Below are 25,837 nucleotides of genomic sequence, written 5' to 3'. Positions count from 1 at the left end.
ATGTCCGCAGTCCCGTCCGCTACCGCCGCAGCTTCACACGCCACGCTCGAAGCACGCGTTGCGCGCTTTCCTGCGCGGCAGGTCGAACTGGCATCGCAGCGCGTGCTGAGTTATCGCGAAGCATGCGAGACGAGCGATGCATTGCCGCTCGTGTTGCTGCACGGTATCGGCTCGGGCGCGGCTTCGTGGGTGCAGCAGTTCGAGGCATTGAGCGCGAGCCGTCGCGTGCTGGCGTGGGACGCGCCGGGTTATGGCGAATCGACGGCGGTTCCCGCCGCTTCTCCCGCAGCCACCGACTACGCAAACGTGCTTTATGAATGGCTGGAAAAGCTCGGCATCGAACGTTGCGTGCTGGTTGGTCATTCGCTCGGCGCGATCATCGCCGGTTCGTTTGCCGCGATGCATCCGCAGCGTGTGGCGGGTCTGTTGCTGTTGTCGCCGGCCGGCGGCTACGGCGCGGCTTCCGCGGAAGTGCGCGAGACGAAGCGCGATCAACGGCTCGCGATGCTCAACGAGCTCGGCCCGCAAGGTCTCGCGGAAAAGCGCAGCGCCAATATGTTGTCCGCGCATGCAAGCGACGAAGCGCGCGCATGGGTGCGCTGGAATATGTCGCGTGTGATTCCGCACGGCTACGCGCGGGCCACGCATCTGCTCGCCAACGCGGACCTCGCCAGCGACCTCGCGCGGTTGAAGGGCCGCTATAACGGCCGCCTGCATATCGCGGTCGGCGCGGACGACACCATTACGACACCCGCGGCCTGCGAGCGACTCGCGCTCGCCGCGGACACCCAACTGCAAGTCGTGCCACGCGCGGGGCACGCCGGCTATATCGAAGCAAGCGCCGCGTACACCGCGATCATCGACACGTTCTGCCGCGCAAGCGCCGGACAACGGAGCCAATGAATGACGCCCGACACCCTCAACGAGCGCGACGCGGACGAAGACCGCAACGACAGCAGCGATAGCAACAGCGATAGCAGTTACCGCGTGCCCGGTCTGGAACGCGGTTTGAAGATCCTCACCGAATTCTCACCGCGCGAGCCGGTTCTCGGCGCGCCGGAATTGTCGCGACGCCTGAAGATTCCTCGCACGACAGTTTTCCGCTTGCTGCAAACGCTGGAATCGCTCGGCTTTCTCGAACGCGCGGATAAAGACCGTAACTATCGACTCGGCGTCGCCGTGTTGCGCCTCGGCTTCGAATATCTGAGCTCGCTTGAATTGACCGACCTCGGCTTGCCGATCATCGAAGCCTTGCGCGACGAAACGGGTCTCACCGCGCACATTGTGATTCGCGATGGACGCGATGTCGTTTTCGTCGCAAAGGCGCAGAGCCACGCGCCGATTTTCAGTTCGGTGAAGGTCAACGTCGGCACGCGCCTGCCCGCATATGCAACGACGCACGGTCAGGTCCTGATGGGCGACATGACGCTGGACGAACTGAAAAAGCTTTATCCCGAGCCGGAACTTGAACGTTTCACCCGACAGACGCCCGCGACGATAGACGACCTCTACGAACGGATTCGCGACGACGCGCGGCGCGGTTTCGCGATCAGCGAGTCGTCGTTCGAGCGCGGCATTTCGGTTGTCAGCGCGCCGGTGCGCAATGACACGGGGCGCATCGTCGCGGTCATTACGACGACGATTCCGCGCCAGGAAATCGACGCATCGCTGCTGGACAGCGGCCTCGTGGACAAGGTGCGCCGCGCGGCCGACGAGCTTTCGCAGCGGCTCAATTACCGGCCGGGCAACGGTTCGAATGCGGGCAGCAAATACATGAAGGCATTGGGACTCAAATGATTCAAATCGATCTCAGCGGGCAAGTAGCGGTGGTGACGGGCGGCTCGTCCGGCATCGGCCTCGCGTGCGCCGAACTGTTTTTGAAAGCGGGCGCATCGGTTGCAATCTGCGGCCGCGATACCGAACGTCTCGCGCAAGCCGAGGCCGCATTGAACGCGCAGTTTCCCGCCGCGCGATTGCTCGCTCGCCGCTGCGACGTGCTGAACGCCGACGACGTCAACGCGTTTGCACAAGCGGTGCAAGCACGCTTCGGCCGCACGGACATGCTGATCAACAACGCGGGCCAGGGCCGCGTGTCGACCTTCGCCGATACGAGCGACGAAGCATGGCGCGAAGAACTCGACCTCAAATACTTCAGCGTGATTCGCCCCACGCGCGCCTTTCTGCCGATGCTGCGCGATGCAGCCAACGGCGGCGCGGGCAACGCGGCCGTGGTCTGCGTGAATTCGCTGCTCGCGCTGCAGCCGGAGCCGCATATGGTCGCGACTTCGTCGGCGCGTGCGGGGGTGCAGAACCTCATCAAGTCGCTCGCGGTGGAACTCGCGCCGCAGCGTGTGCGCGTCAATTCGATTCTGATCGGCATCGTCGAATCGGGGCAATGGCGCCGACGCTATGCGAAAGAAGCGCAGCCGGGCCAGAGCTGGGACGACTGGACCGCCGAACTCGCGCGCAAGAAAAACATTCCGCTAGGCCGCTTCGGCAAACCCGAAGAAGCCGCTCAAGCGCTCTTTTATCTGGCTACGACGCTGTCGTCCTATACGACGGGCAGTCACATCGATGTTTCTGGAGGCGTTGCACGACATGTCTAACACAACCACCGTTGGCGAACTGATCGCCGCTTTTCTCGAGCAGTGCGGCGTAAAAACCGCGTTCGGCGTGATCTCGATCCACAACATGCCGATCCTCGACGCGATCCACAACCGCGGCAAGATTCGTTATGTCGGCGCACGCGGCGAAGCGGGCGCTGTGAATATGGCCGACGGTCTTGCGCGCGTATCGGGCGGACTCGGTGTGGCCTTCACGAGCACCGGCACGGCGGCAGGCAATGCAGCGGGCGCGATGGTCGAAGCACTGACCGCAGGCACCGCGCTGCTGCATGTGACCGGCCAGATCGAAACCGAATATCTCGACCGCGATCTTGCGTACATCCACGAAGCGCCGGATCAACTGTCGATGCTCCAGTCCATTTCGAAGGCCGCGTATCGCGTGCGTTCGGTGGAGACCGCGCTGCCGACCATCCGCGAAGCCGTGCGCGTTGCGCAAACCGCGCCGAGCGGTCCGGTGAGCGTCGAGATTCCCATCGACATTCAGGCCGCCGCAATCGAATGGCCCGCCGACATGGCCGCGCCGCATATCACCACGCTCACGCATTGCAGCGAGCGCGTCGCGCAACTCGCCGAGCAGCTCGCGAAGGCGAAGCGTCCGCTGTTGTGGCTCGGTGGCGGCGCGCGTCATGCGACGCATGCCGTCGAGCGTCTGGTCACGCTTGGTTTCGGCGTCGTGACGAGCGTGCAGGGCCGCGGCGTGTTGCCCGAAGATCATCCCGCGACGCTGGGCGCGTTTAACGTGCATCCGGCCGTCGAAAGTTTCTATAAGACTTGCGATGCGTTGGTCGTCGTCGGTTCGCGTCTGCGCGGCAATGAAACGCTCAAGTACAAGCTCGCATTGCCGCAACCGCTGTATCGCATCGACGCCGACGCGCTCGCCGATAACCGCGGCTATCGCAACGAGATGTTCGTTCACGGCGATGCATCGGCGGTGCTCGAAGAACTCGCGACGCTGCTCGAAGGACGCGTGAAGGTCGATCCTTCATTCGGACCGGATCTGGCCGCGGCGCGCGAAAGCGCAGTCGCCGATGTAGGCAAGGGTCTCGGTCCGTACAAGCGTCTCGTCGACGCGTTGCAGTCAGCGGTGGGCCGCGACTACAACTGGGTGCGCGACGTCACGATCTCGAACAGCACGTGGGGCAACCGCATGCTGAAGATTTTCTCGCCGCGCGCGGGCGTGCATGCGCTCGGCGGCGGCATCGGCCAGGGGATGCAGATGGGCATCGGCGCGGCGCTTGCAGGTAGCGCTGCAAAAACCGTGTGCCTCGTCGGCGATGGCGGTCTGATGGTCAACGTCGGCGAACTCGCGACGGCCGTGCAGGAAAACGCCAACGTGATGATCGTGTTGATGAACGATCAATGCTACGGCGTGATCCGCAACATTCAGGACGCGCAATACGGCGGCCGCCGCTGCTATGTCGATCTGCATCAGCCGGACTTCGCGCAGTTCTGCGAAAGCCTGAAGCTCACGCACTACCGCATCAAATCGCTCGATGAAGCCGACGCGATCATTCGCGAAGGCATGGCGAAGACCGGTCCGGTATTGGTCGAGGTGGACATGCTGTCGGTCGGCTCGTTCGCCACCGCGTTCGCCGGGCCGCCGGTCAAGAAAGAGGAGCCGGAACATGCGTGATGCGGGCTACGCGGGGCACCACGCTCCCGTCGACGTCGCGATGATCGGCTTCGGCGCGATCGGCCAGGCGGTGTACCGCTCGGTCGCCGCCGATCCGGCGGTGCGCGTGTCGCACGTGATCGTGCCGGAGCGTCATATGGCTTCGGTGCGCGAAGTGGTCGGCTCGACGGTGGACGTGGTGGCTTCAGTGTCCGCATTGAGCAGCCGCCCGCATTTCGCGTTGGAATGCGCGGGACACAGCGCACTGGTCGATCACGTTGTGCCGCTGCTGAAGGCCGGCACGGATTGCGCGGTCGCGTCGATCGGTGCGTTATCCGATATGACGTTGCTCGACGCGTTGTCCGCAGCAGCCGACGAAGGCGACGCAACGCTGACGTTGCTCTCGGGCGCAATCGGCGGCGTGGATGCATTGGCCGCGGCGAAGCTCGGCGGCCTCGACGAAGTGTTGTACACGGGCCGCAAGCCGCCGACCGGCTGGCTCGGCACGCCCGCGGAACAGGTCTGCGATCTGAACGCGTTGAAAGTCGAGCAGGTGATCTTCGAAGGCAGCGCGCGCGAAGCGGCGCGTCTCTATCCGAAGAACGCCAACGTTGCCGCGACGATTGCGCTCGCTGGTCTCGGTCTCGATCACACGACCGTTCGCCTGATTGCCGATCCGAATGTGACGCGCAACGTGCATCGGATTCTCGCGCGTGGCGCGTTCGGCGAGATGTCGCTGGAAATGTGCGGCAAGCCGTTGCCCGACAACCCGAAAACATCTGCGTTGACCGCGTACAGCGCGATTCGCGCGTTACGCAATCGCGCGGCGCGCTGCGTGATTTGAGACCTTGGCCGAATAGTTGAATAGCCGAAGCAAACCGGAATGACCGACATGACTCACTTCGATACCAGCCTTGTGCCGACCGGCGATATTTTTATCGGCGGCGAATGGCGGCAAGGGCGCGGCAACCCGTATAAAAGCCTGTATCCGGCGGACCAGTCGGTCAACATGGAAATCTCCACGGCGAACGCCGACGACGCCCGCGAAGCCGTGGAAGCCGCGGACTTCGCATGGCGTCGCGCGGACTGGTCCGGTTTGAAGCCGCATCAACGCGCGCTGATCCTGTATCGCATCGCCGATCTGATCATGGCGCGTCACGAAGCGCTCGCGCAGTTGCAGCGTCGCGACAACGGCAAGCCGATTGGCGAAACGCGCGTGCTCGTGGCAAGCGCGGCCAACACCTTCCGCTATTTCGCGGCGTGCCTCGAAACGCTCGACGAAGAAGTCACGCCTTCGCGCGGCGATTATCTGACGATGAGCGTGTATGAACCCATCGGCGTGATCGCTGCAATTACGCCGTGGAATTCGCCGATTGCGTCCGACGCGCAAAAGCTCGCGCCCGCATTGGCAGGCGGCAACGCCGTCGTGTTGAAGCCCGCGGAAGTGACGCCGTTGACGTCGCTGGCGCTCGCGCGCATCTGCGAGGAAGCGGGCGTGCCGAAGGGCGTGATCAGCGTGTTGCCGGGCAAGGGCTCGGTGATCGGCGACGTGCTCGTGCGTCATCCGCTCGTGAAGAAAGTGTCGTTCACCGGCGGCACCGAAGTAGGCCGAGGCATCGCGCGCATTGCAGCGGACAAGCTGATGCCGGTCTCGCTTGAACTCGGCGGCAAATCGCCGACCATCGTTTTCGACGACGCCGATCTCGATCACGCGGTGAACGGCGTGCTGTACGGCATTTTCAGTTCGTCGGGCGAAGCGTGCATCGCGGGCTCGCGTCTGTTCGTGCAGCGCTCTATCTACGATGCGTTCATGAAGCGTCTGGTAGAAGGCGCGCGCAAGTTGCGCGTCGGCGATCCGTCGCGCGTGGAAACGCAGATGGGTCCGCTGATCACGCAGGCGCATCGCGAAACGGTCGAGCGTTATGTCGCGCTCGGTCTTGAAGAAGGTGGACGCCTGCTGTGCGGCGGCGAGCGTCCGGTCGGCGATGGTCGCGAACAAGGCACCTATTTTCAGCCGACGATTCTCGAAGGTCTCACCAACGACGCACGCATCTGCCAGGAAGAAATCTTCGGCCCCGTGCTGGTCGCGATGCCGTTCGACGACGAAGCGTCGTTGCTCAAAGAAGCGAACAACAGTGTGTTCGGCCTCGCCGCCGGCATCTGGACGCGCGATTACAAGCGCGCTTACCGGATCGCCCGCGCGCTGGAAGCCGGCACGATCTGGATCAACACCTACAAGCTGTTCTCGATCTCGACGCCATTTAGCGGCTGGAAAGAGAGCGGCATGGGACGCGAGAAAGGCCGGCTCGGCATCCGCGAATACATGCAGCAGAAGAGCCTCTACTGGGGCTTGAACGACGCGCCGCTGGCGTGGGCTGACTGAAGACACACGATACGCAAGAGGCACGTTATGACGATTCTCGGCATTGAACAGATTATCTACGGCGTGACGGATCTCGCTACCTGTCGGCGCTTTTTCGCGGACTGGGGCTTGAAGGAAGTCGCGCACGACGAAACCCATGCGCGCTTCGAAACGCTCAACGGCTGCACGGTTCTTGCCGTCGATGCAAACGATCCGTCGCTGCCGCCCGCATTCGAAGAAGGTCCGACGCTGCGCGAAGTCACGTGGGGCGTTGCGACTAAAGCGGAACTCGACGAATTGCGCGGACGCTTTGCGGGTCAGCCGGGCCATTTCGAAACCGAAGATGCAGTCGGCTGCATTGATCCCAACGGCATGGCGATTCGCGTTGAAGTGACGCGCAAACGTGCGCTCGATATTCACGGCTCGCCTTCGAACGTGTGGGGCCAAACGCTGCGCGTGGATCAGCCGTCGCCGATTTACGAGCGCGCCGAACCCGTCGAAGTGGGTCATGTCGTGTTTTTCACGAACAGACTGGCCGAACAGGAAAAGTTTTACCAGGAACTGCTCGGCTTCGAAATGTCGGACCGTTATCCGGGCCGCGGCGCATTTATGCGCTGCGCGCCGCACGGCGGCCATCACGACATTTTTCTGCTCGCGTTGCCGAACGGCAAGCGCGGTCTGAATCACGTCGCGTTCACCGTTCGCGACATCCATGAAGTGTTCGGCGGCGGCATGCACATCAGCCGCTGCGGTTGGGATACGCAACTTGGGCCGGGACGTCATCCGGTTTCGTCGGCGTACTTCTGGTACTTCCAGAATCCCGCGGGCGGCCTGATCGAGTACTACGCCGACGAAGACCAGCTCACGCCCGAATGGCAGCCGCGCGATTTCGAACCGGGCCCGACCGTGTTCGCCGAATGGGCGATCGACGGCGGCATCGACGGCAATACGCGTCGGCAGAAAAACGCGAAGGCGCCGGAAGGCAAGTTCATGACGGAGCGCAAAAATGACTGACGCTGCTACTGAAAAAGCGCGAGCCGCGCACGCCGAGCTTGAAGTGCCGCGCACGATTGTCGTGATCGGCGGCGGCCAGGCGGCAGGCTGGGTCGTGAAGACGCTGCGCAAGGAAGGCTACGACGGCCGCCTCGTGATGATCGCCGACGAAGTGCATTTGCCGTACGAACGTCCGCCGCTTTCGAAAGCCGTGCTTTCCGGCGAAGCAACTATCGACACCGTGCGTCTCGTCAAGCCCGACGATTTCGACGCGCTGAAGATCGAAGCGTGGCAGCCGGATTGCGCGACGTCGATTGATCGCGAGAAGCGTGTTGTTCGCACGCAAGCGGGACGTGAAGTGCAATACGACCGCCTCGTGATCGCGACGGGCGGCGCGGCGCGTCGCTTGCCTGATGCGCTGGTGAAGACCTCGCACGTGACTTATCTGCGCACGCTCGACGAAGCCGTTGCGCTCGGCGAACGGCTGCGTGCGAGCAAGCGTGTGCTCGTGGTGGGCGGCGGCTGGATCGGTCTCGAAGTGGCCGCGACCGCGCGCAAGCTCGGCGTTGATGCAACCGTGGTGGAAGGCGCACCGCGTCTATGCGCCCGTTCATTGCCGCCGATGGTCTCCGACTTCCTGCTCGACCTGCATCGTGCAAATGGCGTGGACGTGCGCCTCAAAGCCGCGCTCACGAAGCTCGAAGATCATCCGAACGACGCCAATCGCATTCGTGCAACCTTCGCCGACGGCTCGACTTTGGACGCCGATTTCGCGGTCGCCGGCATCGGTCTCGCGCCGCACACGGCGTTGGCCGAAGCGGCGGGCGTGAAGGTGGAAGACGGCATCGTGGTCGATCATTTCGGCGCGACCGACGACCCGCGCATCTTCGCTTGCGGCGACGTGGCGAATCATCCGAGCGCGTGGCTGAAGCGGCGCGTGCGCCTCGAATCATGGGCCAATGCGCAGAACCAGGCGATTGGCGCGGCGAAGGCGCTGCTCGGCAAGTTCGAACCATACGCGGACATTCCGTGGTTCTGGTCCGATCAGTACGACGTCAATCTGCAGATTCTCGGCGACATTCCCGCCGATGCGCAGCTCGCGATACGCGGCGATTTGCCGGGCAAGCGCGCAACGCTTTTTCATCTGGAAGACGGCGCGATTCGCGGCGTGATCGCCATCAACACTCCGCGCGAACTGAAGCTCTCGCGCAAGTGGATGAATCAAGGCCGGACCATCGACCTTGCCACACTGACCGACGCCTCAACGGCGCTTGCCTAACCACATCTACGGACGGCACCACGGCATGAGAACCATCGACAACACCATTGGAGACCGCAGCGCCGCAGGCGTTTCGGGCCCTGTCACGAGAGGCTCGATCATCGCGCGGCTCGAGCGACTGCCGAAGAACGCGATGCAGGTGCGTGCGCGGATTCTGATCGGGCTCGCCACGTTCTTCGACGGCTTCGACGTGATCGCGATTGCGGCCACGCTGCCGGTGCTGATCGCGAAGTGGCATCTGACGCCGTGGGAAATCGGCTTTCTGATCGGCTCGGGGTCGGTCGGGCAACTGATCGGTGCGTTTGTGTTCCCGTGGTATGCCGAGCGTCATGGGCGCGTTCGAGCGATTGCGCTGAGCTCGGGGATTATCGGTGTCACGAGCATTGCGTGCGGATTTGCGCCGACGTTCGCGGCATTTGTCGTGTTGCGCGTGATTCAGGGCTTGGGACTCGGCGGCGAATTGCCGGTTGCCGCGACTTACATCAACGAGATTAGCCGTGCGCATGGGCGTGGTCGTTTCGTGCTGTTGTATGAAATTGTTTTTCCGGTTGGGCTGCTGGCTTCAAATGCGCTCGGCGCGTGGATCGTGCCGCGTTTCGGCTGGCAGGCGATGTATTTTATCGGCGGCATGCCGTTGATTCTGTTCTTCGTGCTGCGCAAGCTCGTGCCTGAGTCGCCGCGCTGGCTCGCTGAACGCGAACGCATGGCCGATGCCGATGCAGCAGTCCATGCGTTTGAACGCGCCGCGAAGGGTCCGTTGCCGCCGGTCGTGCATTCGGCCGAATTCGAAGCGATGGCGAATCGTCATCCGAAGCGCCGCATGGGCGATCTGTTCGGTCCGGCGTATTTGAAGCGCACGTTGGCCGTTGCGATGCTGTGGATCACCTGCGGCTTCATTCAGTATGGTCTGTCGACGTGGCTGCCGACCATCTATCGCACGATCTATCACGCGCCGTTGCAACTGGCGTTGAACCTTGCGGTGGCGGCTTCGGTGCTGGGCGTGGTGGGGTCGCTGACTTGCGCGCTGCTGGTGGACAAGGTGGGGCGTAAGCCGATCATTAATCTGTCGTTTCTGGCGTGCGCAGTTTCGCTGCTGATGGCGGGCGTGTTGCACGATTCGTCGGTGTATGTGGTGGCGACGTGCTGTGCGTTGTCGCTCGGCTTTCTCGCGTGCGGCTTCATCACCGCTTATGTGTACACGCCGGAACTGTACCCGACGAGCATCCGCGCGATGGGTTGCGGCGTCGGCGGCGCATGGCTGAAAGTCGCGGCGATTTTCGCGCCGGCGATTGTGTCGAAGACGATGATCGGCGGTAATTTGCAGATCGCGTTTTATATTCTCGCGGCCGTGCCGTTTCTTGCGGCGGTGGCGGTGCATTTTCTCGGGATTGAAACCAAGGGCAAGGTGCTCGAGCAGTTGGAGGCTTGAGGGCGGGTTAGGTGGGCGGTGATGTGAGGCCGTAATTGCGGGGATGAAAAGCGCACTGGGTGGTGCGCTTTTTGTTTTGGGGCGAGCCGCGTGAATGTCTAAAGCAGCGGGGCGTTGCTCACACCTGCTTCCGATAAACCACAAACCCCGACTTATCCGCCACCGCGTCGTACAACTTCATCGCCGTGTGATTCGTCTCGTGCGTTTGCCAATACACGCGCTGCGAACCGTCTGCTTTCGCGCGCGCATACACTGCCTCGATCAACGCGCGCCCCACGCCTTTGCCGCGCTCGGATTCCAACGTATACAGGTCCTGCAAATAACAAATCGGTCCCGCGAGCGTCGTGTGCCGGTGATACAGAAAGTGCACGATGCCGACCAACTGCCCATTGCGTTCCGCAACCATCGCATGCATCGGCTCGTATGCATCGAAAAAGCGGCCCCACGTAAGTTGCGTGATTTCACGCGGCAATGCGGTCTCGCCGGAGCGGCCGTAAAACGCGTTATACGCGTCCCATAGCGGCAGCCATGCATTGAAATCGTCCTGTTTGACGGGGCGGATCTGAATCGTGTCGGACATGCGCGGCTCCTTTGTTATATCGACGCAAACCGTCAGCATAAGAAAATCGGGCCGCGATTGTTAGCTCCAGCGCATGCGCAGAATTTGGAACCATGCACTCACTCAGCGCAAGATCAAGCGCCGTCGCTCACAACGTCCTCACACCGTTTCCGCTCTGAGCCACTGAACGAGCGTGGTGTCGTCATCGGTTTCGAGCGCATGCGCGACTCGCTGTCCCACGGCCGCGCCGAATTTGTAGCCGTGCCCCGAGCACGCCGACACCACGAGCGTCTTGCCGATGCGCTTCGAAAAGAACCGCTCATCCGCGGTGAACGTGTACGCGCAGGTCTTCACCTCCGTGACCGTGTATTCATCGATGCGGCTAAACGGCGGCGCAAAGAGCCGTCGCAAACGGTCGCCTTCGTCGGGCCCGGCGATGCGGTCGGTTTCTGCATCCGGCACCGACCGTTTGAATGCACGCGCACCGAACTTCAGACCAATACCGTCGCTCGGCGGCAATACATAGCCGTCGCTCGAACCGCCGATGTCGACGATTGCCGGCGCGTTCGACCACGCATCGTCGAGATCGGCGGGCGGCGTCAGATAAGCAACGGCGTTGCGATAGATAGAGAGGTTTTCCGCGAGCGACGGAAAGAGCCGCAGCGTCCACGCACCGGCCGTCACGACGAGCCGGTCCGCGTGAACCGTCGCGCCGCTTTCGATGCGCACGCTCGCGTTCTGCGGATCGATCGCCACGGCCTTCGTGTGCATGCGAACGTCGACGCCGCGCATGCGGAGCCATGCTTTCAGATCATGCGCAATGCGCTCGCTGAAAAGCGTGCCGCCGTCGCGATCAAAGTAGGCGTAGCGAAACGTAGCGGCATCGAGAAACGGGTAACGCTGGGCGGCCTCGCGCGAATCAAGCCGTTCGTACTCGAAGCCCATGCGGTCAAGACCGATGCGGAACCGCTCGGCGCCATCGCCGGCAAACTGCGAAATACCGAGCACGCCGCAATTTGCATAGTGCGAAACGCCGAGATCGTCCCATAGCATGTCCCAACTATCGAACGCTTCGGCGATGGCCTGCGCATAGCCGTCGGCTTCGCCATATGCCCGGCGAATCATGCGATGCCGGTCGCCCGATGCGGCGAGCGGATTCGGGATCGAGCCCTGCTCGATCAGCGTGACATCATGCCCCAGTTTGGTGAGCGACCATGCCGTGCTCAGCCCGGCGATTCCCGCGCCAACGATTGCCACACGCATGCCAATCCCCCGGTCGTTGAACGGAGTTCAGTCTAGCAGCGGGAAAAAATAAGCGGTGTTTTACGTGCAATGGCGCGGGTATCGCGGCGTATATCGCCGCATGTATCAGGCTAAATCAACCGACGAATCGCATGACACACGCGCCGCGATATTCAATGCTTGCGATGTGACGCGTCGCGAAGCTTGTCGCGCACTTTCCTCGCCGCGAAGAGCGGCACGTAGTCCTGCACTTTGGCTTGATGGCGATAGTCGGCCAACGTGTCCGCGTACATCTTCGAGACCGTCTCGGTCGGCGTATCGGTCTCTTCCGCGATGCTTCTCACCACTTCTTCCACATTTGGCTCGGGTTGCGACATTGATGTCTCCGGTTAAGCGACGGTCGATAGGCGAATGCAGCCAAACACAGGGCTTTTATTAGAGGATGCGATTTCCGCCGATGCCAATTGAATTGGGCTATCGCGGGTTGCACGCCACAGAGATATTTTTCTTGCGCCACGAAGTTCTCGGGTCTAGCGCAAACTCGCCGACGCCTGCCGACGTGAAATAAACCGAAACACATCATTAAGCACGTCATGGAATAAAACGGCACACTCAGCAGTTCTTGTCCGTGAATAGTGCGTCGCTTAAGCCGCTGAACACGCTGAACACGCTGAACGCGCCATTACAAAGACATTGCAACGATTCTCTCGCCGATCACATCACTCATGAATACGCACACTCAACGTCTGGCCAACCAGACCCACGCTTTGGCGGCCCCGCGATACACGCGCACGGCGATCGCGCTGCACTGGCTCATCGCGTTGCTGATCATCGGCAACGTGGTGCTAGCCTTGAGCGCGGACTCGTTGCCCGACGACTGGGTGCGTCCCGTGATCAATACGCACAAGTCCATCGGCATCACGGTACTGGGCCTCGCGCTAATGCGGATCTTGTGGCGCGTATCGCACAAGCCGCCGCCGCTGCCGCGCGAATTTCCGTCGTGGGAAAAAGTGGCCGCGCATGTCGCGCACTTCGTTCTCTATTTCCTGATGATCGCGCTGCCGCTCTCGGGCTGGCTGCACGACTCGGCATGGAAGGACGCGGCCACGCATCCCATGCGGCTCTTCGATCTGTTTCCCTGGCCGCGCATCGGCTACGTGATGAACCTCGAGCCCGCGTTGAAGGAGACGCTGCATGACCGCTTCGGCGCATTGCATACGTGGCTCGGCTATGCGCTGTACGCGTTGCTCGCCATGCATATCGGCGGCGCGCTGAAGCATGAGTGGATCGATCGCAAATCGGTTCTGAAGCGCATGGTGCCGTGACAGCCGCATCGCTCATTTTCTGAAACGGTAGCAACCATCGACGCTTAGCAATTTTGAAAAAGACCCTGGAACAGGCGTTCGCGCTTGCATCGCCCCGCATCGTGCCGCGCGGCACGACGTGGTTGAGCACGCTGATTCATACGGCCGTCGTCGCTGCATGGCTGCTGTTGTTTGCGCGTGCATTCTTTCTGCACGGCGTGGTTGCGTGGTCGACGGGTATCGCCTACGTGATCTACGACACGTTGCTGCTCGCGTTCGTCACCTGGAAAAGCTTGCCGTTGATGCGCCGTGTGCCGCCGCTCGAGCCCGATTACGATCGGCGCACTCTGCCGGACATGGGCGTGATCGTCGCATCGCATAACGAGGCGGCCGTGCTGCCGGTCACGATCGCGGCGCTGCTGCGGCAGGTGCACGGCCCGGCTCAAATCGTCATTGCCGACGACGGCTCGACCGATCAAACGCACTCGCTCCTCACCGAACGCTTCGGTCTCACCGCGCCTGCCGAGGGCACGCTGAGCGCACCGAGCGCGCTGCATCCGAACCTCTTCTGGCTGCGCATGCCGCACGGCGGCAAGGCGCGCGCGCTGAACGCCGCCATCACGTTGATGACAACGAAAACCGTGATGACCGTCGACGCCGACACGCTGCTCGATGACGACGCCACCTACGCGATGCGCGCCGCTTTTGCGAGCGACGCGAAGCTCGTCGCCGCGGCCGGCATTCTGGTGCCGGTGTGCGGCAAATCGGCGTCGGGCCGCGTGCTGCAATGGTTCCAGACCTACGAATACATGCGCAATTTCATCGCGCGTTTTGCGTGGATGCGCGCCGACAGTCTGCTGCTCGTGTCGGGCGCGTTCGCATCGTTCAAACGCGAGGCGCTGCTGGACGTCGGCGGTTTCGATCCGCAGTGTCTGGTCGAAGACTACGAGCTGATTCACCGGCTGCGCCGTCATTCCGTCGATCACGGCCTCGGCTGGGACGTGCGCGTGATCGGCAACGCGCATGCGCACACGGATGCGCCCGACAACCTCGCCAGTTTCCTGCGCCAGCGCCGCCGCTGGTTCGCGGGCTTCCTGCAAACGCAGTACTGGAATCGCGACATGACCGGCAATCCGCGCTATGGAATGCTCGGCATGCTGATGCTGCCCGTCAAGGCGCTCGACACGATGCAGCCGATCTACGGCCTGACGGCGTTCGGATTGCTGCTCGCTTTTTTGCTGGGCGGTCACGGCGCGATCGTCGCGTCGATCTTCGGCGTGATCGGCGTCAAAACGGCGATCGATCTCGCCTTTTACCTGTGGAGCATCCATCTTTACCGACGCTGGACCGGCACGCGCAGCCGTGCCGGCATGGGGATGGCGATGCTCGCGGCAATCGCGGAGCCGTTCACTTTCCAGTTGCTGCGGCACCTGGGCGCGGCGCTCGGCTGGCTGCATTTTTTGCGCGGCGGACGCTCGTGGGGCGTGCAGCGCCGCACCGGCCTGATAGCCCGCGACGACGCGTAGCGACACCCCCGAGCACCCGGCCGCCGGGCGCGGCGCGATGTCCCGCCCGCCCCAGGCTCCGCCCGGTTCGAGTAGACTGACGGCGATAACGGCCGCCACACGCGGCCTCCTACTCTATCCGCACGTGCACGGAGGCTCCACACTATGCATGCTGTTCCCCCGCTCGAACAAAACACCGTCGAGGCGTCGCCAACGCATGCGGCATCGCCAAAAGCCGCTCCCACACAGGGCCAGGCCGCCAACGACGCGCCGGTTCGCGACCTGCGCCGCGTCGGGATTCACCCGGACTACTGGTATCCGCTCGCGTGGTCACATGAGGTGAAGCGCGGCAAGACGCATGGGGTGACGTTCGCGGGCGATCCGATCGTGCTCGCGCGCACCGAGTCCGGCAAAGTGTTCGCGCTCGAAGACCGCTGCGCGCATCGGCAGGTGCCGTTGCACCAGGGCGTGGTCGATGGCGAATCGATTCGTTGCGGTTACCACGGCTGGACTTACGACTGCTCGGGCAAATGCATCGACGTGCCCTATCTCGGGCGCGAGCGTTTGCCGAACGGCGTGCGCTCGTATCCGTGCCGCGAAGTGGAAGGACTGATCTTCGTATTCCCCGGCGACCCGGCAATGGCCGAGGTTCGGCCGCTGCCCACGCTCGGCTCCGTGTCGGACAAGAAGTACAAGACGCGGCGCTTCGGCCGTCCGGTGAATTGCCACTACTCGTTCATGCACGAGAATCTGATGGACATGAACCATCAGTTTTTGCATCGCCGGCAAATGGGACAGATGCGCGCGCGTTCGCTCGGGCGGCGGCGCGGCGAAGGCTGGGTCGAGGTCGACTATACGTTTGCGCGCATGGCCGGCCAGCAGCCGATCGGCGAGGCTATCGTGTTCGGCCAGAGCCGCAAAACGGGCGGCGACAACGACAAGGACGTGATGACGATCCGCACCGAGTATCCGTATCAGACGCTGCAGATTCGCACGTCGGAGAAGACACTCGTGATGGATCTGTGGATCGTCTATGTGCCGCTCGATCGCGAGCAGCGCACCAATCGCACATTCGGGCTGCTGTCGATTCGCAAGCCCGGAATTCCTGGCGCACTGAACCTCGCGTGGCCGCTGCTGGTGTGGTTCACCGAGCGCATCTTCAAGGAAGACCGCGAAATCGTCGAAGCAGAGCAGCGCGCGCACGATTCGCAGGGCGCGGACTGGAATCACGAGGTGTTTCCCGTTATCAACGATCTGCGCGCGCTGCTGCGCGAATGCGGCTCGCCGGATCAGGTGGTCGGCGCGGGCACCGGGGATACCGAAGTGATCCGCTTCTGGGACTCGCGTCACGGCAGCCCGCTGGCGAAAAGCTGAGCGGAAGCGCGGGGTGGCCTACCGCGGGCGGCTTTGCGCCTGCCCGCGAATGAGTTCATCTCCGCGCCGTAAATAATCCGGCGCGTTCGCGCTGCGATAATGGCAAGTGCTCGCCAATCAGGCGAGCCACCGCTTGCCCAACATCACACACGGGTTTGCGCAAATCGGCATGCGCCGCCGCGCGACCCGTGTACCATTTCGCTTTTTCCGATTTCCGAAGACCGTCTCGTGACCACGCAACAACTCCCCACCGCATCGCGCAAATCCCTCACTCTGCTTCAATTGCTTGGCCTGATCGGCGGCACTGCGCTTATCGCGGCCATCGTGCTCAATCTGGTCGTGTAACGCCGTCATGTACAAGAAGGGCGTAGCGTTGGAGATCCAGTTTTCCCCCGAACGGCTCAACGACGGCGCAGGCGATCCCTACTGGATCGACCTCACGCAAGACGAAGCGCAACGCCTGCTCGACAGCCTGCAGGCGCGCCTCGCAGCGAGCAGCGCAAGCGGCGCGAGCACGGAGGCGCCGCTCGTCGTCAGCCTGGACGAGACGCCGGCTTCACAGCAGCAAAGCGCGCCGGATTCGCCGTCGGCGAATGCCACCAACGCCGCCAACGCCGCCAACCCCGCTTCCGCCGACGACTTCAAGCAGTGGGTCTGCGTGATCTGCGGCTGGATTTACGACGAAGCCGCCGGCTTGCCCGAAGAAGCCATCGCGCCGGGCACACGCTGGGCCGACGTTCCCGCCGACTGGCGTTGCCCGCTGTGCGACGTGGGCAAGGAAGACTTCGCGCTCGTCGAGTTCTAGGCGTCCGGGTAATCGGCGCCCACGGTGGTCGCTTCCCACGCATCGAAATCGCCGCGCATGAAGTCGAGCTTCTTGCGCGCGAGTTCGAGCGCGGTCTTGCCGAGCAGCAAACGCAGAGGCGGCTTGTCCGATAGCGCGGCGTCGATAATCGCTTGCGCCGCGCGCACCGGATCGCCCGCCTGGTTGCCGCTGCGCGCTTCCGTCTGCTTGCGGCGCTCGCCGGCGGTGGCCGCGTAGTCGTCGATGACGGTGGCCGACTGCTTCATCGACGCACCGGCCCAATTCGTGCGGAACGGACCGGGCTCCACGATCAGCACGTCGATGCCGAGCGGCTTGACCTCGGCGGCGAGCGTTTCCGACAGACCCTCCACCGCATATTTCGTCGCGTGGTAATAGCCGGTCGCCGCGAAACTCGCGAGCCCGCCAATCGACGATACGTTGACGATCAGACCGCTACGCTGCTCGCGCATGACCGGCAACACGGCTTTCGTGATGTCGACGAGACCGAACACGTTGGTCTCGAACATCGCCCGCACTTCCGCGTCTTCGCCTTCTTCGATTGCCGCCAGATAGCCGTAGCCGGCGTTATTCACGAGCGCGTCGATGCGGCCAAAACGCTGCTTTGCCTGTGCGACGACCTCCGCGATCTGCGCGCGGTTCGTCACGTCGAGCGGCAGAACGAGCGCGCGCTCGCCGTGCGGCTCGGCAATGTCTTTTACTTTCGATGCATCGCGTGCCGTGACCACGGCGCGCCAGCCGCGCTCGAGCACCAGCTTCGCGAGTTCGCGGCCAAAGCCGGTCGAACAGCCGGTGATCAGCCAGACGGGATTGTCTCGATTCATCATGTGGGAAAACTCCTGTTGATGGTCTGCGACATAGCCTCGCGCCTTTCTTTTTACTGACGCCTCGAAAGTTGTTCGCGCGAAGAAGGGGGCTTTGATTCTAGTCGCAGCGCGGCAAGCCTGCTTGCAGCGCCGCCATCAACGCGCCCGCACGGTGCGCGTGTACGACGCGATCATCGTGGCGAGTTCCTGCGCGGCGGGCGTGAGCGGAATCGCGGCGCGTTGCAACAGGCAGACGGTTTGCTCGATAGCGCGCTCGCGGACGTCGATCGTGGTCAGCGCGCCGGCAAACGCGCCCTGTGTTGCGACAATCGACGACTCCAGCGACAGGCAATCCGTTGCGCCGACGAGATGCAGCGTCTCGTACAAACCTTCGACGGTCGCGACGATTTTCGGCGGCGGCAAACCGTGGCTTTCGAACAGATGATTCAGTCGATTGACTTGCGGATCGTCGGTGAGATTCGGCGAGCGCGTGGCGATCCATGTGCAATCGGCGAGATCGGCAAGCGAGCGAGCCCGCGCCTTCGGATGACCCTTGCGGCAGACGATCACTGGATCGGAGCGATACAGCGGCGCGACGGAAAGATCAGCGGTATCCGTGTGCTTCGACACTAGCGCGACTGCGAAGTCGAGCGTGCCTTCGCGAATCCACGAAATCATCATGCGCGATGTGCCGGTGCGCAGATGCAGCGCCACTCGCTCGAAGCGCGTGCGGAACTGCATCAGCACGGGCGCCAATGCATCGACTAACGGTTCGGTCGTCATGCCGAACGTGACCTCGCCCGCGTAGTCGCCGCGCAATTGCTGCACCTCCTGCTCGGCGCGCTCGCACTCGCCGATAATCGCGCCCGCTCGCTGCAAGAGCCGCTGGCCGAGCGCGGTCAGCGCGATGCCGCGATTCGTTCGGATGAAAAGCGTCGCGCCCAACATCGATTCCAGGTTCTGCAACTGCTGCGTGATGCCGCTTTGCGCGACGCCGAGTGCACGCGAGGCCGCGCGCAAGCTGCCATGTTCGGCGACGGCCTTGAAGGCCCGCAGTTGGGAGATCGTCAACGCCATTGGAGCGTCCGTGGTTCACTGCCGGTGATCGGCAAAAGTGATCATGATAGTCCGAAGCTGACTTCTATGAAGCGGCGCAGCGGCATACGATGGGCTCGCCGTGTTCCGTCCACTTCGACAACTTCCGCTCCCATGAAACTGCCTCTGATGATGATCGTAAGCGCCGCGCTGGCCCTCAGCAGCGGCGCGTTTGCCGCCGGGTCCGACACGCTGCGCCTCGGCATCGACCCGAGCTATCCGCCGATGGATTCGAAGTCGCCCGACGGCAGCCTCAAAGGCTTCGACGTCGACCTCGGCAATGAAATTTGCCGCCGCATTAAAGCGCGTTGCCAATGGGTCGAGCTCGAATTTTCGGGGATGATTCCCGCGCTGCAGGCACGCAAGATCGACGCGATTCTTTCGTCGATGGCGATCACGCAGAAACGCGAGCAGCAGATTCTATTTACGTCGAAGCTCTTTCAATTCAAATCGCGGCTGATCGCGCGGCAAGGCTCGCCGCTCGCCGCGGGCTTGCAGGCGCTCTCGGGCAAACAGATCGGCGTGCAATCGGGCACGCAGTTCGAAGGTTATGCGCTGAAGAACTGGACGCCGCTCGGCGCGCATGTCGTCGCGTACAAGAGCCAGGACGAGGTGTTCGCCGACTTGCAGAATGGACGACTCGACGGCGCGCTGCTCGGCTCGGTGGAAGCGGACTTCGGCTTTTTGCGCACGCCGTCCGGCAAGGGCTTTGCGTTTGTCGGCGAACCGCTTTCGATGGGCGATCGCGGCACGGGCATCGGCTTGCGCAAGGACGAGACGGCAGTGCAGGCGTCGATGAACGCCGCGATTGCCGCGATGCTGAAAGACGGCACCTATGCGCAGATCGCGAAAAAGTACTTCGACTTCGACCCGTACGGCAATTGATGCCCGCGCGTTCCGCTCTTTAACTCCACGCTCGTCTCTCATGAACAAGCAATCGCATCCGCTCATTTCGCCGGCAATCGGCACGCAGCGCGAACTCGTATCGTTTCACTTCGGCGCGCCAGGCAGCGGCGAGAAGATTTATATCCAGTCGTCGCTGCATGCCGACGAAACGCCAGCGATGCTGACCACGCTTCTATTGAAGCGTCGTTTGATCGAACTTGAAAAGCAGGGCGCGCTGAATGCCGAGATCGTGCTCGTGCCCGTGGCTAATCCCGTCGGACTCGGGCAGTACGTACTCGGACAATTTATCGGGCGCTTCGACCTTGCAAGCGGCAAGAACTTCAACCGGCATTTTCTGCGGCTGACGAAACTTGTCGCGCAAGCGCGCGCAGCGCTAGGTTCGGACGCCGCCGAAAACGTGCGGATCGTTCGTCGTCTGATTGCTGACGAACTGGCCGCGCAAAAGCCGTTGACCGAGTTCGAGTCATTGCAATTGGCGATGCTAAAGCTCTCGTTCGATGCAGACGTCGTGATCGATCTGCATTGTTCGCTCGAGGCCGCGATGCATCTCTACACGAGCGAGGCGGCGTGGCCTCAAGTCGAACCGTTCGCGCGCTATCTTGGCGCAGAGGCGTCGCTGCTGGCGACGAACTCGGGCGGCGAGGCGTTCGACGAAACGCATAGCCTGCTGTGGTGGGAATTGCAGCAACATATGCCCGCCGACAAGCCGGTGCCTACCGGCACGATTGCAGTGACTGTCGAATGCCGCGGCCAGCGCGACGTTTCATACGAAGCGGCACAGCACGACGCCGATGCGATCGTCGACTATCTCGTGTGGCGCAAGGCGATTCGGCTGGAAGCGAAGCCGCTGCCGCCGTTGCTGACTCCTGCGACGCCGCTTGCCGGAAGCGAGCAGTTCTATGCGCCCGTGAGCGGCATTCTCGTGCATCGCGCGAAGATCGGCGAGACGATTCGCGTCGGTCAACCGTTGTTCGATATTGTCGATCCGCTGACGGACGAAACCACTACGTTGACGAGCAATACGGAAGGCGTGTTTTACATGCGTCGCGCGATTCGCTTTGTGACGGCGGGCGCGCCGCTGGGGCGTGTGACGGGGACGCGGGCGTTTAGAACGGGGGTGTTGTTGGGGGCGTGATGACAGCAGCTTCGTGCGAACTCTGCTTGCAATCAACAGAGGCTGCGGCCAGACGCGCCAACACCGCGCACGCGCAACCGCAGCCGAAGCCTCAACCTAACCCGCCTTAACTTGCCACCAACACCGGCGCAATCGCAGCCGGATCGCTAATACTCGGCCGCCCATTTCCACGTGACCCGCAACGCGGCGCGAGAAGCTGTCGTCATCGTTGCTGGTTATCGTCAAGTCATACCAGTGATGGCTCGCTGCCAGCACCCAAGCCTCTTCGATATGCGCGCCCGGCGGCACGATCACCGGACGCGGACGTGCGCCATACGCGTTATCCGTCACCGTCAAACGCGCGAAGCTGCCGCCCTTGTTGCTGAACTTGAGGAACACGTTGCCGTTCGCGACATCGTATTGCACCTTCACTTCGGGCTCCGCCGGTTTGCCATTGTGATGACCGCCGGCAAGCTGCTCCGCCTGCGCATTGCTCCCGACATTGCCCGCGAACTTGCGCACGAAACCATTCGGACCGAACACCTGAAAAGCGTAGACGCCGTTCGTCGATGTCAGATCGAACGACTCGCTGAGCGACTTGCCCGCTTCAACGGTGTAACGCCAGGGACCGTCCGTGCGATTCGTCGAGTACACATAGAAATGCGCGCCCTGGTCGCCGGTATTGCCGAATGAAATTTCGAACGCGTTCTGCTTCCCGTCCGCGTGGCCGTTCACATGCAATTCATACGGCAAGGCGCGCGCGAAACGAATGCCGCTTTCCTGCGGATCGATTGAGCCGGGCGTCGCGGGCACGGTCGGTTTCGGCTGCGTCGCGCACTGGTTGTCGGCAATGGTCTTGTAGTTGCTCGTGTCGGGCAGCGGCGGAATGCGCGAGTCGGGCGTGCGGAAATCGAACGCTGTCGTCAGGTCGCCGCACACCGCGCGACGCCATGCGGTGATGTTCGGCTCATACACGCCAAAGCGCGTTTCGATGAAGCGAATCACCGACGTGTGATCGAACACCTGCGAGCACACAAAGCCGCCCTTGCTCCACGGCGAGACGATCGTCATCGGCACGCGCGGGCCGAGGCCGTACGGCAGTCCGTCGGCCGTATAGCTGCCGCCGCGTCCCGGATTGACCACGTTGTGAATTTCGCCTTCCGTGCTGACCGTCGACTTGCCTTGCGCGGCCGTGGTTGCCGGTTGCGGCGGCACGAGGTGATCGAAGAAGCCGTCGTTCTCGTCGTACATGATGAAGAGCACGGTCTTGCTCCACACCTCGGGGTTCGACGTCAACGCATCCAGAATCTGCGACGTATATTCGGCGCCATACGCCGGCGTGTATTTCGGATGCTCCGAGTACGCGGCGGGCGGGCACAGCCACGACACTTGCGGCAGCTTGTTCGCGAGCACGTCGGCCTTCAGATCGTCGATGGTGCGTACGGTTTGGGCGCGCTCATACAACGGCGAGCCAGGCTGCGCGTTGATGAAGTTGCTGAAGTTTTGCAGGATGTTGGTGCCGTAGTTGCCGTTCAGCGGATCGGCGCCGGTCAGACCCTGCTGATAGATCTGCCACGAAATGCCGGCGGCTTGCAGGCGCTCGGGGTACGTGGTCCACGAAAGCAACTGATAGTTCGGTGGGCCGTCGCCGTCCACCCAGTCGTTGTTGTCGAGCAGCGGTCCGCCGAACTTGGCCGTCGGGTCGACCGTGCCGCTCATCAGATACGAGCGGTTCGGATGCGTCGGCCCGGGCATCGAGCAGAAATACGCGTCGCAGATCGTGAACGCATCGGCGAGCGCATAGTGGAACGGAATGTCGCTGCGCAGGTGATAGCCCATCGTCATGTCGGTCTTGGTCGCGGGCCACTGGTCGTAGCGGCCGCCGTCTATCGCGGCATGCGTCTTGTACCAGCTATGATCGAGGTCGCCCACGCATTGCGCGCTTGTGGTCGACGTATCCAGATGGAAGGGCAGCACAGGCTTCGTGGGGTCCGCCTTCGACGGCTGATACCAGACCGGCTTGCCGTTCGGCAGCGGAATCGGGAAGCGGTCGTTGTAGCCGCGCACGCCGCGCATATGGCCGAAGTAGTGGTCGAACGAACGGTTTTCCTGCATGAACACGACGATGTGCTCGACATCGTGAATCGTGCCCGTGCGCGAAAACGCGGGAACGGCCAACGCATTGCGAATCGACTCGGGCAGCGCGGTAAGCGCAGCGGCAGCGCCGGCGGACGAAGCCACGGTCTGCAGGAAACGGCGACGGCTATTTGATGTCATGGAATATCACCTTCTGCGGGGGGAAGAATAGCGCGCCACGCGCGCCAAGGGAATCGGTCAGTTGCTGTTCGCGCTGTCGCCCGGTGCATAACGCATGACGGGCGCGACCTGCTGGCTGTCGGCGGCGAGGCTGGCTTGCACGTTCTGCGTGATGGCGTCGGATGCGAGAGCGGGATTCGCGGCGAGCGACGACGATGCATTCGGAATAGCGGCTGCGGACAATGCCGCGGAAGATGGCGCATCGGGCGAAGCATCAACATTCGATGAAGAAGACGCATTGGCCGATGCGGAGTCATCCGCGCCGCAGCCGCTTAATGCACACGTTAATGCGCACGTTGCGAGCGCAACGAAAAAGGCACTCACGAGGCGTTTGTCTCTTCTCATGTCGGCATCCGGTTTTGTGAAAGCGGATGCAGTCTCCAACCCTTTCAAGAAATAATTGTGAAACGTTTGCGAGTGGGAAAAATGACTCGCGTTTGTGAGTTCTTCGAAAGGAACCGGAAAGTGATAAGTAGGAGAATGGACACGCTAATGCCTTCCATCGCAAGATCACTCACGCCATGACACGCATTGAACGACCTTTCGACATGCCGCGGCTCGAAGACGAATGGCTCGAGGCAGACGGCTTCGGCGGCTTCGCGTCGGGGACCGTGGGCACCGAGCGCACGCGCCGCTATCACGCATTGCTGCTGGCGGCCACGCGCGCGCCAGGCGGGCGCGTCGTGCTGGTCAACGGCGTGGAAGCCTGGCTCGAAGCGGACGGCGAGCGCTATCCGCTCAGCATGCAGCGCTACATGCCCGACCTGCTGTATCCCGATGCGAGCGCGAATCTGCTGGCGTTCAGCACGGAGCCGTGGCCGACGTGGCGCTTTCAGTTCAATGCGCAGATCGTCATCACGGCCGAAGTGTTCGTCAGCAAGGCGACCTGCGAAACGGTATTGCGCTGGCAATGGGAACGTCCGCAGGCGGCGACGCCAACAGACGCGCTTACGCTGAAGGTCAGGCCGTTGCTGTCCGGCCGCGACTATCACGCGCTGCATCACGAGAACGCGGCGTTCAACTTCGGCGCGCAAATCAGCGACGACGCGCGCAACGTAAGCTGGCAACCCTACGGCGATCTGCCGCGCATTCATGCCGCGACGAATGGCAGCTACGCGCACGCGCCGGACTGGTATCGCAACTTCTGCTACGTTCGCGAGCGCGAGCGCGGGCTGGATTTCAGCGAAGACCTCGCGACGCCCGGCGTATTCAGCTTCAATCTCGCGAATGAGCAAGCGGTCATGATTCTCAGCGCATCGGATGCGACACAAACACACGTAACCGCATCGCGCCACGCAGAAACCCTCGCCGAAACCGAACAACAACGCCGCGATGCATTAGGCTCGCGCCTGCAACGTTCCGCCGACGCCTACGTCGTGCAGCGTAACGAGGGCCGCACGATACTCGCGGGCTTCCCCTGGTTCACCGATTGGGGCCGCGACACGTTCATCGCCATGCGCGGCTTGCTGATCGCATCGGGCCGTCTGGATGCTGCCGAGGCGATCCTGCTCGAATGGGCGGGCACGTTGTCCGAGGGCATGCTGCCCAATCGTTTCCCCGATTACGGCGACACGCCCGAATACAACTCCGTCGATGCGTCGCTGTGGTTCATCGTCGCCGTGCACGACTATCTGTCGACGGATCACGCGGGCGCGGCAACCAGGGCGCGTCTCCAGGCCGCCGCTGACGCGATCCTCGCCGGCTATACGCAAGGCACGCGCTTTAACATCAAGGCATCGGCGGAGGACGGTTTGTTGTGCGCGGGCGTCGCAGGCATGCAGCTCACGTGGATGGACGCGAAGGTCGGCGATTGGGTCGTGACACCGCGCATCGGCAAGCCGGTCGAAGTGCAGGCGCTGTGGATCAACGCATTGCGCATTGCAGCAACGTGGAATGCGCAATGGCAACAACCGGCCGACCGCGCATGGCAGGCGTTCCGCGAGCGTTTCGTCGACCCGTCGACACAGGCGCTTTTCGATAACATCGACGTCGATCATGTCAGCGGCACAGCGGACCGCGCGATTCGTCCGAATCAGATTTTCGCGGTCGGCGGGCTGCCGTTCGCGTTGCTCGAAGGCGCGGCGGCGCGCGCCGTGGTCGATCAGGTCGAAGCGCAATTGCTGACACCGCTCGGCTTGCGCACGCTCGCGCCGTCGGACCCGGCTTATCGCGGCCGCTACAGCGGCTCCCCTTACGAACGCGACGGCGCCTATCATCAGGGCACGGCGTGGCCGTGGCTGCTCGGTCCATTCGTCGAAGCGTGGCTGCGCGTGCGCGGCAACACCGACGAAACGCGCCGCGAAGCTCGAACGCGTTTTCTCGATCCGCTGTACGCGCATCTCGATCACGCGGGGCTCGATCACCTTTCCGAAATCGCCGACGGCGATTTGCCGCACGCGCCCGCCGGCACGCCGTGGCAGGCGTGGTCGCTCGGCGAATTGCTGCGCGTCGAGCATTTGCTTGCCGGGTTGGATCGCCACATCGCGTAAACCGC

General features: G+C 62.8%; 22 protein-coding genes and 1 pseudogene. 16 read left to right on the top strand and 7 right to left on the bottom strand.

From position 1 onward, the window contains the following. The 9 genes from BGRAMDRAFT_RS03985 to BGRAMDRAFT_RS03945 are packed head-to-tail and all read left to right on the top strand — an operon-like array spanning position 1 to position 10,299. Positions 1–903, top strand: coding sequence for an alpha/beta fold hydrolase (locus BGRAMDRAFT_RS03985; protein WP_006047376.1), 903 nt, complete (start codon positions 1–3; stop codon positions 901–903). Continuing rightward, positions 904–1,797: an IclR family transcriptional regulator gene (locus tag BGRAMDRAFT_RS03980; protein WP_006047375.1), complete on the top strand. Its 894-nt coding sequence runs from the start codon at positions 904–906 to the stop codon at positions 1,795–1,797. Continuing rightward, entirely contained in the window at positions 1,794–2,606 is an 813-nt protein-coding gene (locus BGRAMDRAFT_RS03975) for an SDR family oxidoreductase (RefSeq protein ID WP_006047374.1), read from the top strand. The genes BGRAMDRAFT_RS03980 and BGRAMDRAFT_RS03975 overlap by 4 nt, the downstream gene beginning before the upstream one ends. After that, positions 2,599–4,257, top strand: a complete 1,659-nt coding sequence (locus tag BGRAMDRAFT_RS03970) for a thiamine pyrophosphate-binding protein (RefSeq protein WP_044020272.1) — start codon at positions 2,599–2,601, stop codon at positions 4,255–4,257. The genes BGRAMDRAFT_RS03975 and BGRAMDRAFT_RS03970 overlap by 8 nt, the downstream gene beginning before the upstream one ends. Continuing rightward, complete coding sequence (locus BGRAMDRAFT_RS03965; protein ID WP_006047372.1) at positions 4,250–5,080, top strand: aspartate dehydrogenase; 831 nt, start codon at positions 4,250–4,252, stop codon at positions 5,078–5,080. The genes BGRAMDRAFT_RS03970 and BGRAMDRAFT_RS03965 overlap by 8 nt, the downstream gene beginning before the upstream one ends. A gap of 48 nt (positions 5,081–5,128) precedes the next feature. After that, positions 5,129–6,619 carry an aldehyde dehydrogenase gene (locus BGRAMDRAFT_RS03960; protein WP_006047371.1) on the top strand — a complete coding sequence of 497 codons (1,491 nt, stop codon included), beginning with the start codon at positions 5,129–5,131 and terminating at the stop codon, positions 6,617–6,619. Positions 6,620–6,646: 27 nt separating this feature from the next. Continuing rightward, positions 6,647–7,612 (top strand): VOC family protein, encoded by a 966-nt coding sequence (locus BGRAMDRAFT_RS03955; protein WP_006047370.1) that lies wholly within the window; start codon positions 6,647–6,649, stop codon positions 7,610–7,612. Then, positions 7,605–8,870 (top strand): NAD(P)/FAD-dependent oxidoreductase, encoded by a 1,266-nt coding sequence (locus BGRAMDRAFT_RS03950; RefSeq protein WP_006047369.1) that lies wholly within the window; start codon positions 7,605–7,607, stop codon positions 8,868–8,870. Before BGRAMDRAFT_RS03955 ends, BGRAMDRAFT_RS03950 begins: the two co-directional genes overlap by 8 nt. 25 nt (positions 8,871–8,895) lie before the next feature. Further along, entirely contained in the window at positions 8,896–10,299 is a 1,404-nt protein-coding gene (locus BGRAMDRAFT_RS03945; protein WP_006047368.1) for an MFS transporter, read from the top strand. A gap of 118 nt (positions 10,300–10,417) precedes the next feature. Here the strand turns inward: BGRAMDRAFT_RS03945 and BGRAMDRAFT_RS03940 are convergent, their stop codons facing one another. The 3 genes from BGRAMDRAFT_RS03940 to BGRAMDRAFT_RS03930 all read right to left on the bottom strand — a co-directional run bounded on the left by BGRAMDRAFT_RS03940 (position 10,418) and on the right by BGRAMDRAFT_RS03930 (position 12,477). Next, complete coding sequence (locus BGRAMDRAFT_RS03940; protein ID WP_006047367.1) at positions 10,418–10,879, bottom strand: GNAT family N-acetyltransferase; 462 nt, start codon at positions 10,877–10,879, stop codon at positions 10,418–10,420. A gap of 138 nt (positions 10,880–11,017) precedes the next feature. Continuing rightward, positions 11,018–12,121, bottom strand: coding sequence for an NAD(P)/FAD-dependent oxidoreductase (locus BGRAMDRAFT_RS03935; protein WP_006047366.1), 1,104 nt, complete (start codon positions 12,119–12,121; stop codon positions 11,018–11,020). A gap of 152 nt (positions 12,122–12,273) precedes the next feature. Next, entirely contained in the window at positions 12,274–12,477 is a 204-nt protein-coding gene (locus tag BGRAMDRAFT_RS03930) for a DUF3562 domain-containing protein (protein WP_006047365.1), read from the bottom strand. 348 nt (positions 12,478–12,825) lie between these two features. Here BGRAMDRAFT_RS03930 and BGRAMDRAFT_RS03925 point away from each other — a divergent pair, with 348 nt between their 5' ends. The 4 genes from BGRAMDRAFT_RS03925 (at position 12,826) to BGRAMDRAFT_RS35245 (ending at position 17,088) form a co-directional block, all read left to right on the top strand. Next, positions 12,826–13,425 (top strand): cytochrome b, encoded by a 600-nt coding sequence (locus tag BGRAMDRAFT_RS03925; RefSeq protein ID WP_006047364.1) that lies wholly within the window; start codon positions 12,826–12,828, stop codon positions 13,423–13,425. 53 nt (positions 13,426–13,478) lie between these two features. Then, positions 13,479–14,930 carry a glycosyltransferase family 2 protein gene (locus BGRAMDRAFT_RS03920; protein ID WP_006047363.1) on the top strand — a complete coding sequence of 484 codons (1,452 nt, stop codon included), beginning with the start codon at positions 13,479–13,481 and terminating at the stop codon, positions 14,928–14,930. Positions 14,931–15,074: 144 nt separating this feature from the next. After that, the gene (locus tag BGRAMDRAFT_RS03915; RefSeq protein ID WP_006047362.1) at positions 15,075–16,283 is read left to right on the top strand and encodes an aromatic ring-hydroxylating oxygenase subunit alpha; all 1,209 of its coding nucleotides are present in this window, start codon (positions 15,075–15,077) and stop codon (positions 16,281–16,283) included. A 352-nt stretch (positions 16,284–16,635) separates the two neighbouring features. Beyond that, positions 16,636–17,088: a rubredoxin gene (locus BGRAMDRAFT_RS35245; protein WP_006047361.1), complete on the top strand. Its 453-nt coding sequence runs from the start codon at positions 16,636–16,638 to the stop codon at positions 17,086–17,088. Here the strand turns inward: BGRAMDRAFT_RS35245 and BGRAMDRAFT_RS03900 are convergent. Then, a complete protein-coding gene (locus tag BGRAMDRAFT_RS03900; protein ID WP_006047360.1) occupies positions 17,085–17,933 on the bottom strand; it encodes an oxidoreductase in 849 nt (282 codons plus the stop codon). The two genes, BGRAMDRAFT_RS35245 and BGRAMDRAFT_RS03900, sit on opposite strands and share 4 nt — an antisense overlap. A 135-nt stretch (positions 17,934–18,068) precedes the next feature. Next, positions 18,069–18,989, bottom strand: coding sequence for a LysR substrate-binding domain-containing protein (locus BGRAMDRAFT_RS03895; RefSeq protein WP_006047359.1), 921 nt, complete (start codon positions 18,987–18,989; stop codon positions 18,069–18,071). 132 nt (positions 18,990–19,121) lie between these two features. Between BGRAMDRAFT_RS03895 and BGRAMDRAFT_RS03890 the strand changes: the two genes are divergently transcribed. Beyond that, positions 19,122–19,892 (top strand): transporter substrate-binding domain-containing protein, encoded by a 771-nt coding sequence (locus BGRAMDRAFT_RS03890; RefSeq protein ID WP_006047358.1) that lies wholly within the window; start codon positions 19,122–19,124, stop codon positions 19,890–19,892. A gap of 40 nt (positions 19,893–19,932) precedes the next feature. Further along, complete coding sequence (locus BGRAMDRAFT_RS03885) at positions 19,933–21,048, top strand: succinylglutamate desuccinylase/aspartoacylase family protein (RefSeq protein WP_006047357.1); 1,116 nt, start codon at positions 19,933–19,935, stop codon at positions 21,046–21,048. 106 nt (positions 21,049–21,154) lie between these two features. Here BGRAMDRAFT_RS03885 and BGRAMDRAFT_RS03880 read toward each other — a convergent pair. Both BGRAMDRAFT_RS03880 and BGRAMDRAFT_RS03875 read right to left on the bottom strand, forming a co-directional pair. Then, a pseudogene (locus tag BGRAMDRAFT_RS03880) lies at positions 21,155–23,304 on the bottom strand (phosphocholine-specific phospholipase C). A 57-nt stretch (positions 23,305–23,361) separates the two neighbouring features. Next, positions 23,362–23,688, bottom strand: a complete 327-nt coding sequence (locus BGRAMDRAFT_RS03875) for a hypothetical protein (protein ID WP_006047355.1) — start codon at positions 23,686–23,688, stop codon at positions 23,362–23,364. 176 nt (positions 23,689–23,864) lie between these two features. Here BGRAMDRAFT_RS03875 and BGRAMDRAFT_RS03870 point away from each other — a divergent pair, with 176 nt between their 5' ends. Next, on the top strand, positions 23,865–25,832 hold the full coding sequence (locus BGRAMDRAFT_RS03870) for an amylo-alpha-1,6-glucosidase (protein ID WP_044020271.1): 1,968 nt from the start codon (positions 23,865–23,867) through the stop codon (positions 25,830–25,832). Positions 25,833–25,837: the final 5 nt, after the last annotated feature.

This window comes from Paraburkholderia graminis C4D1M, assembly GCF_000172415.1.
Lineage (GTDB): Bacteria > Pseudomonadota > Gammaproteobacteria > Burkholderiales > Burkholderiaceae > Paraburkholderia > Paraburkholderia graminis.
This window is presented reverse-complemented; position numbering and strand designations above follow the sequence as displayed.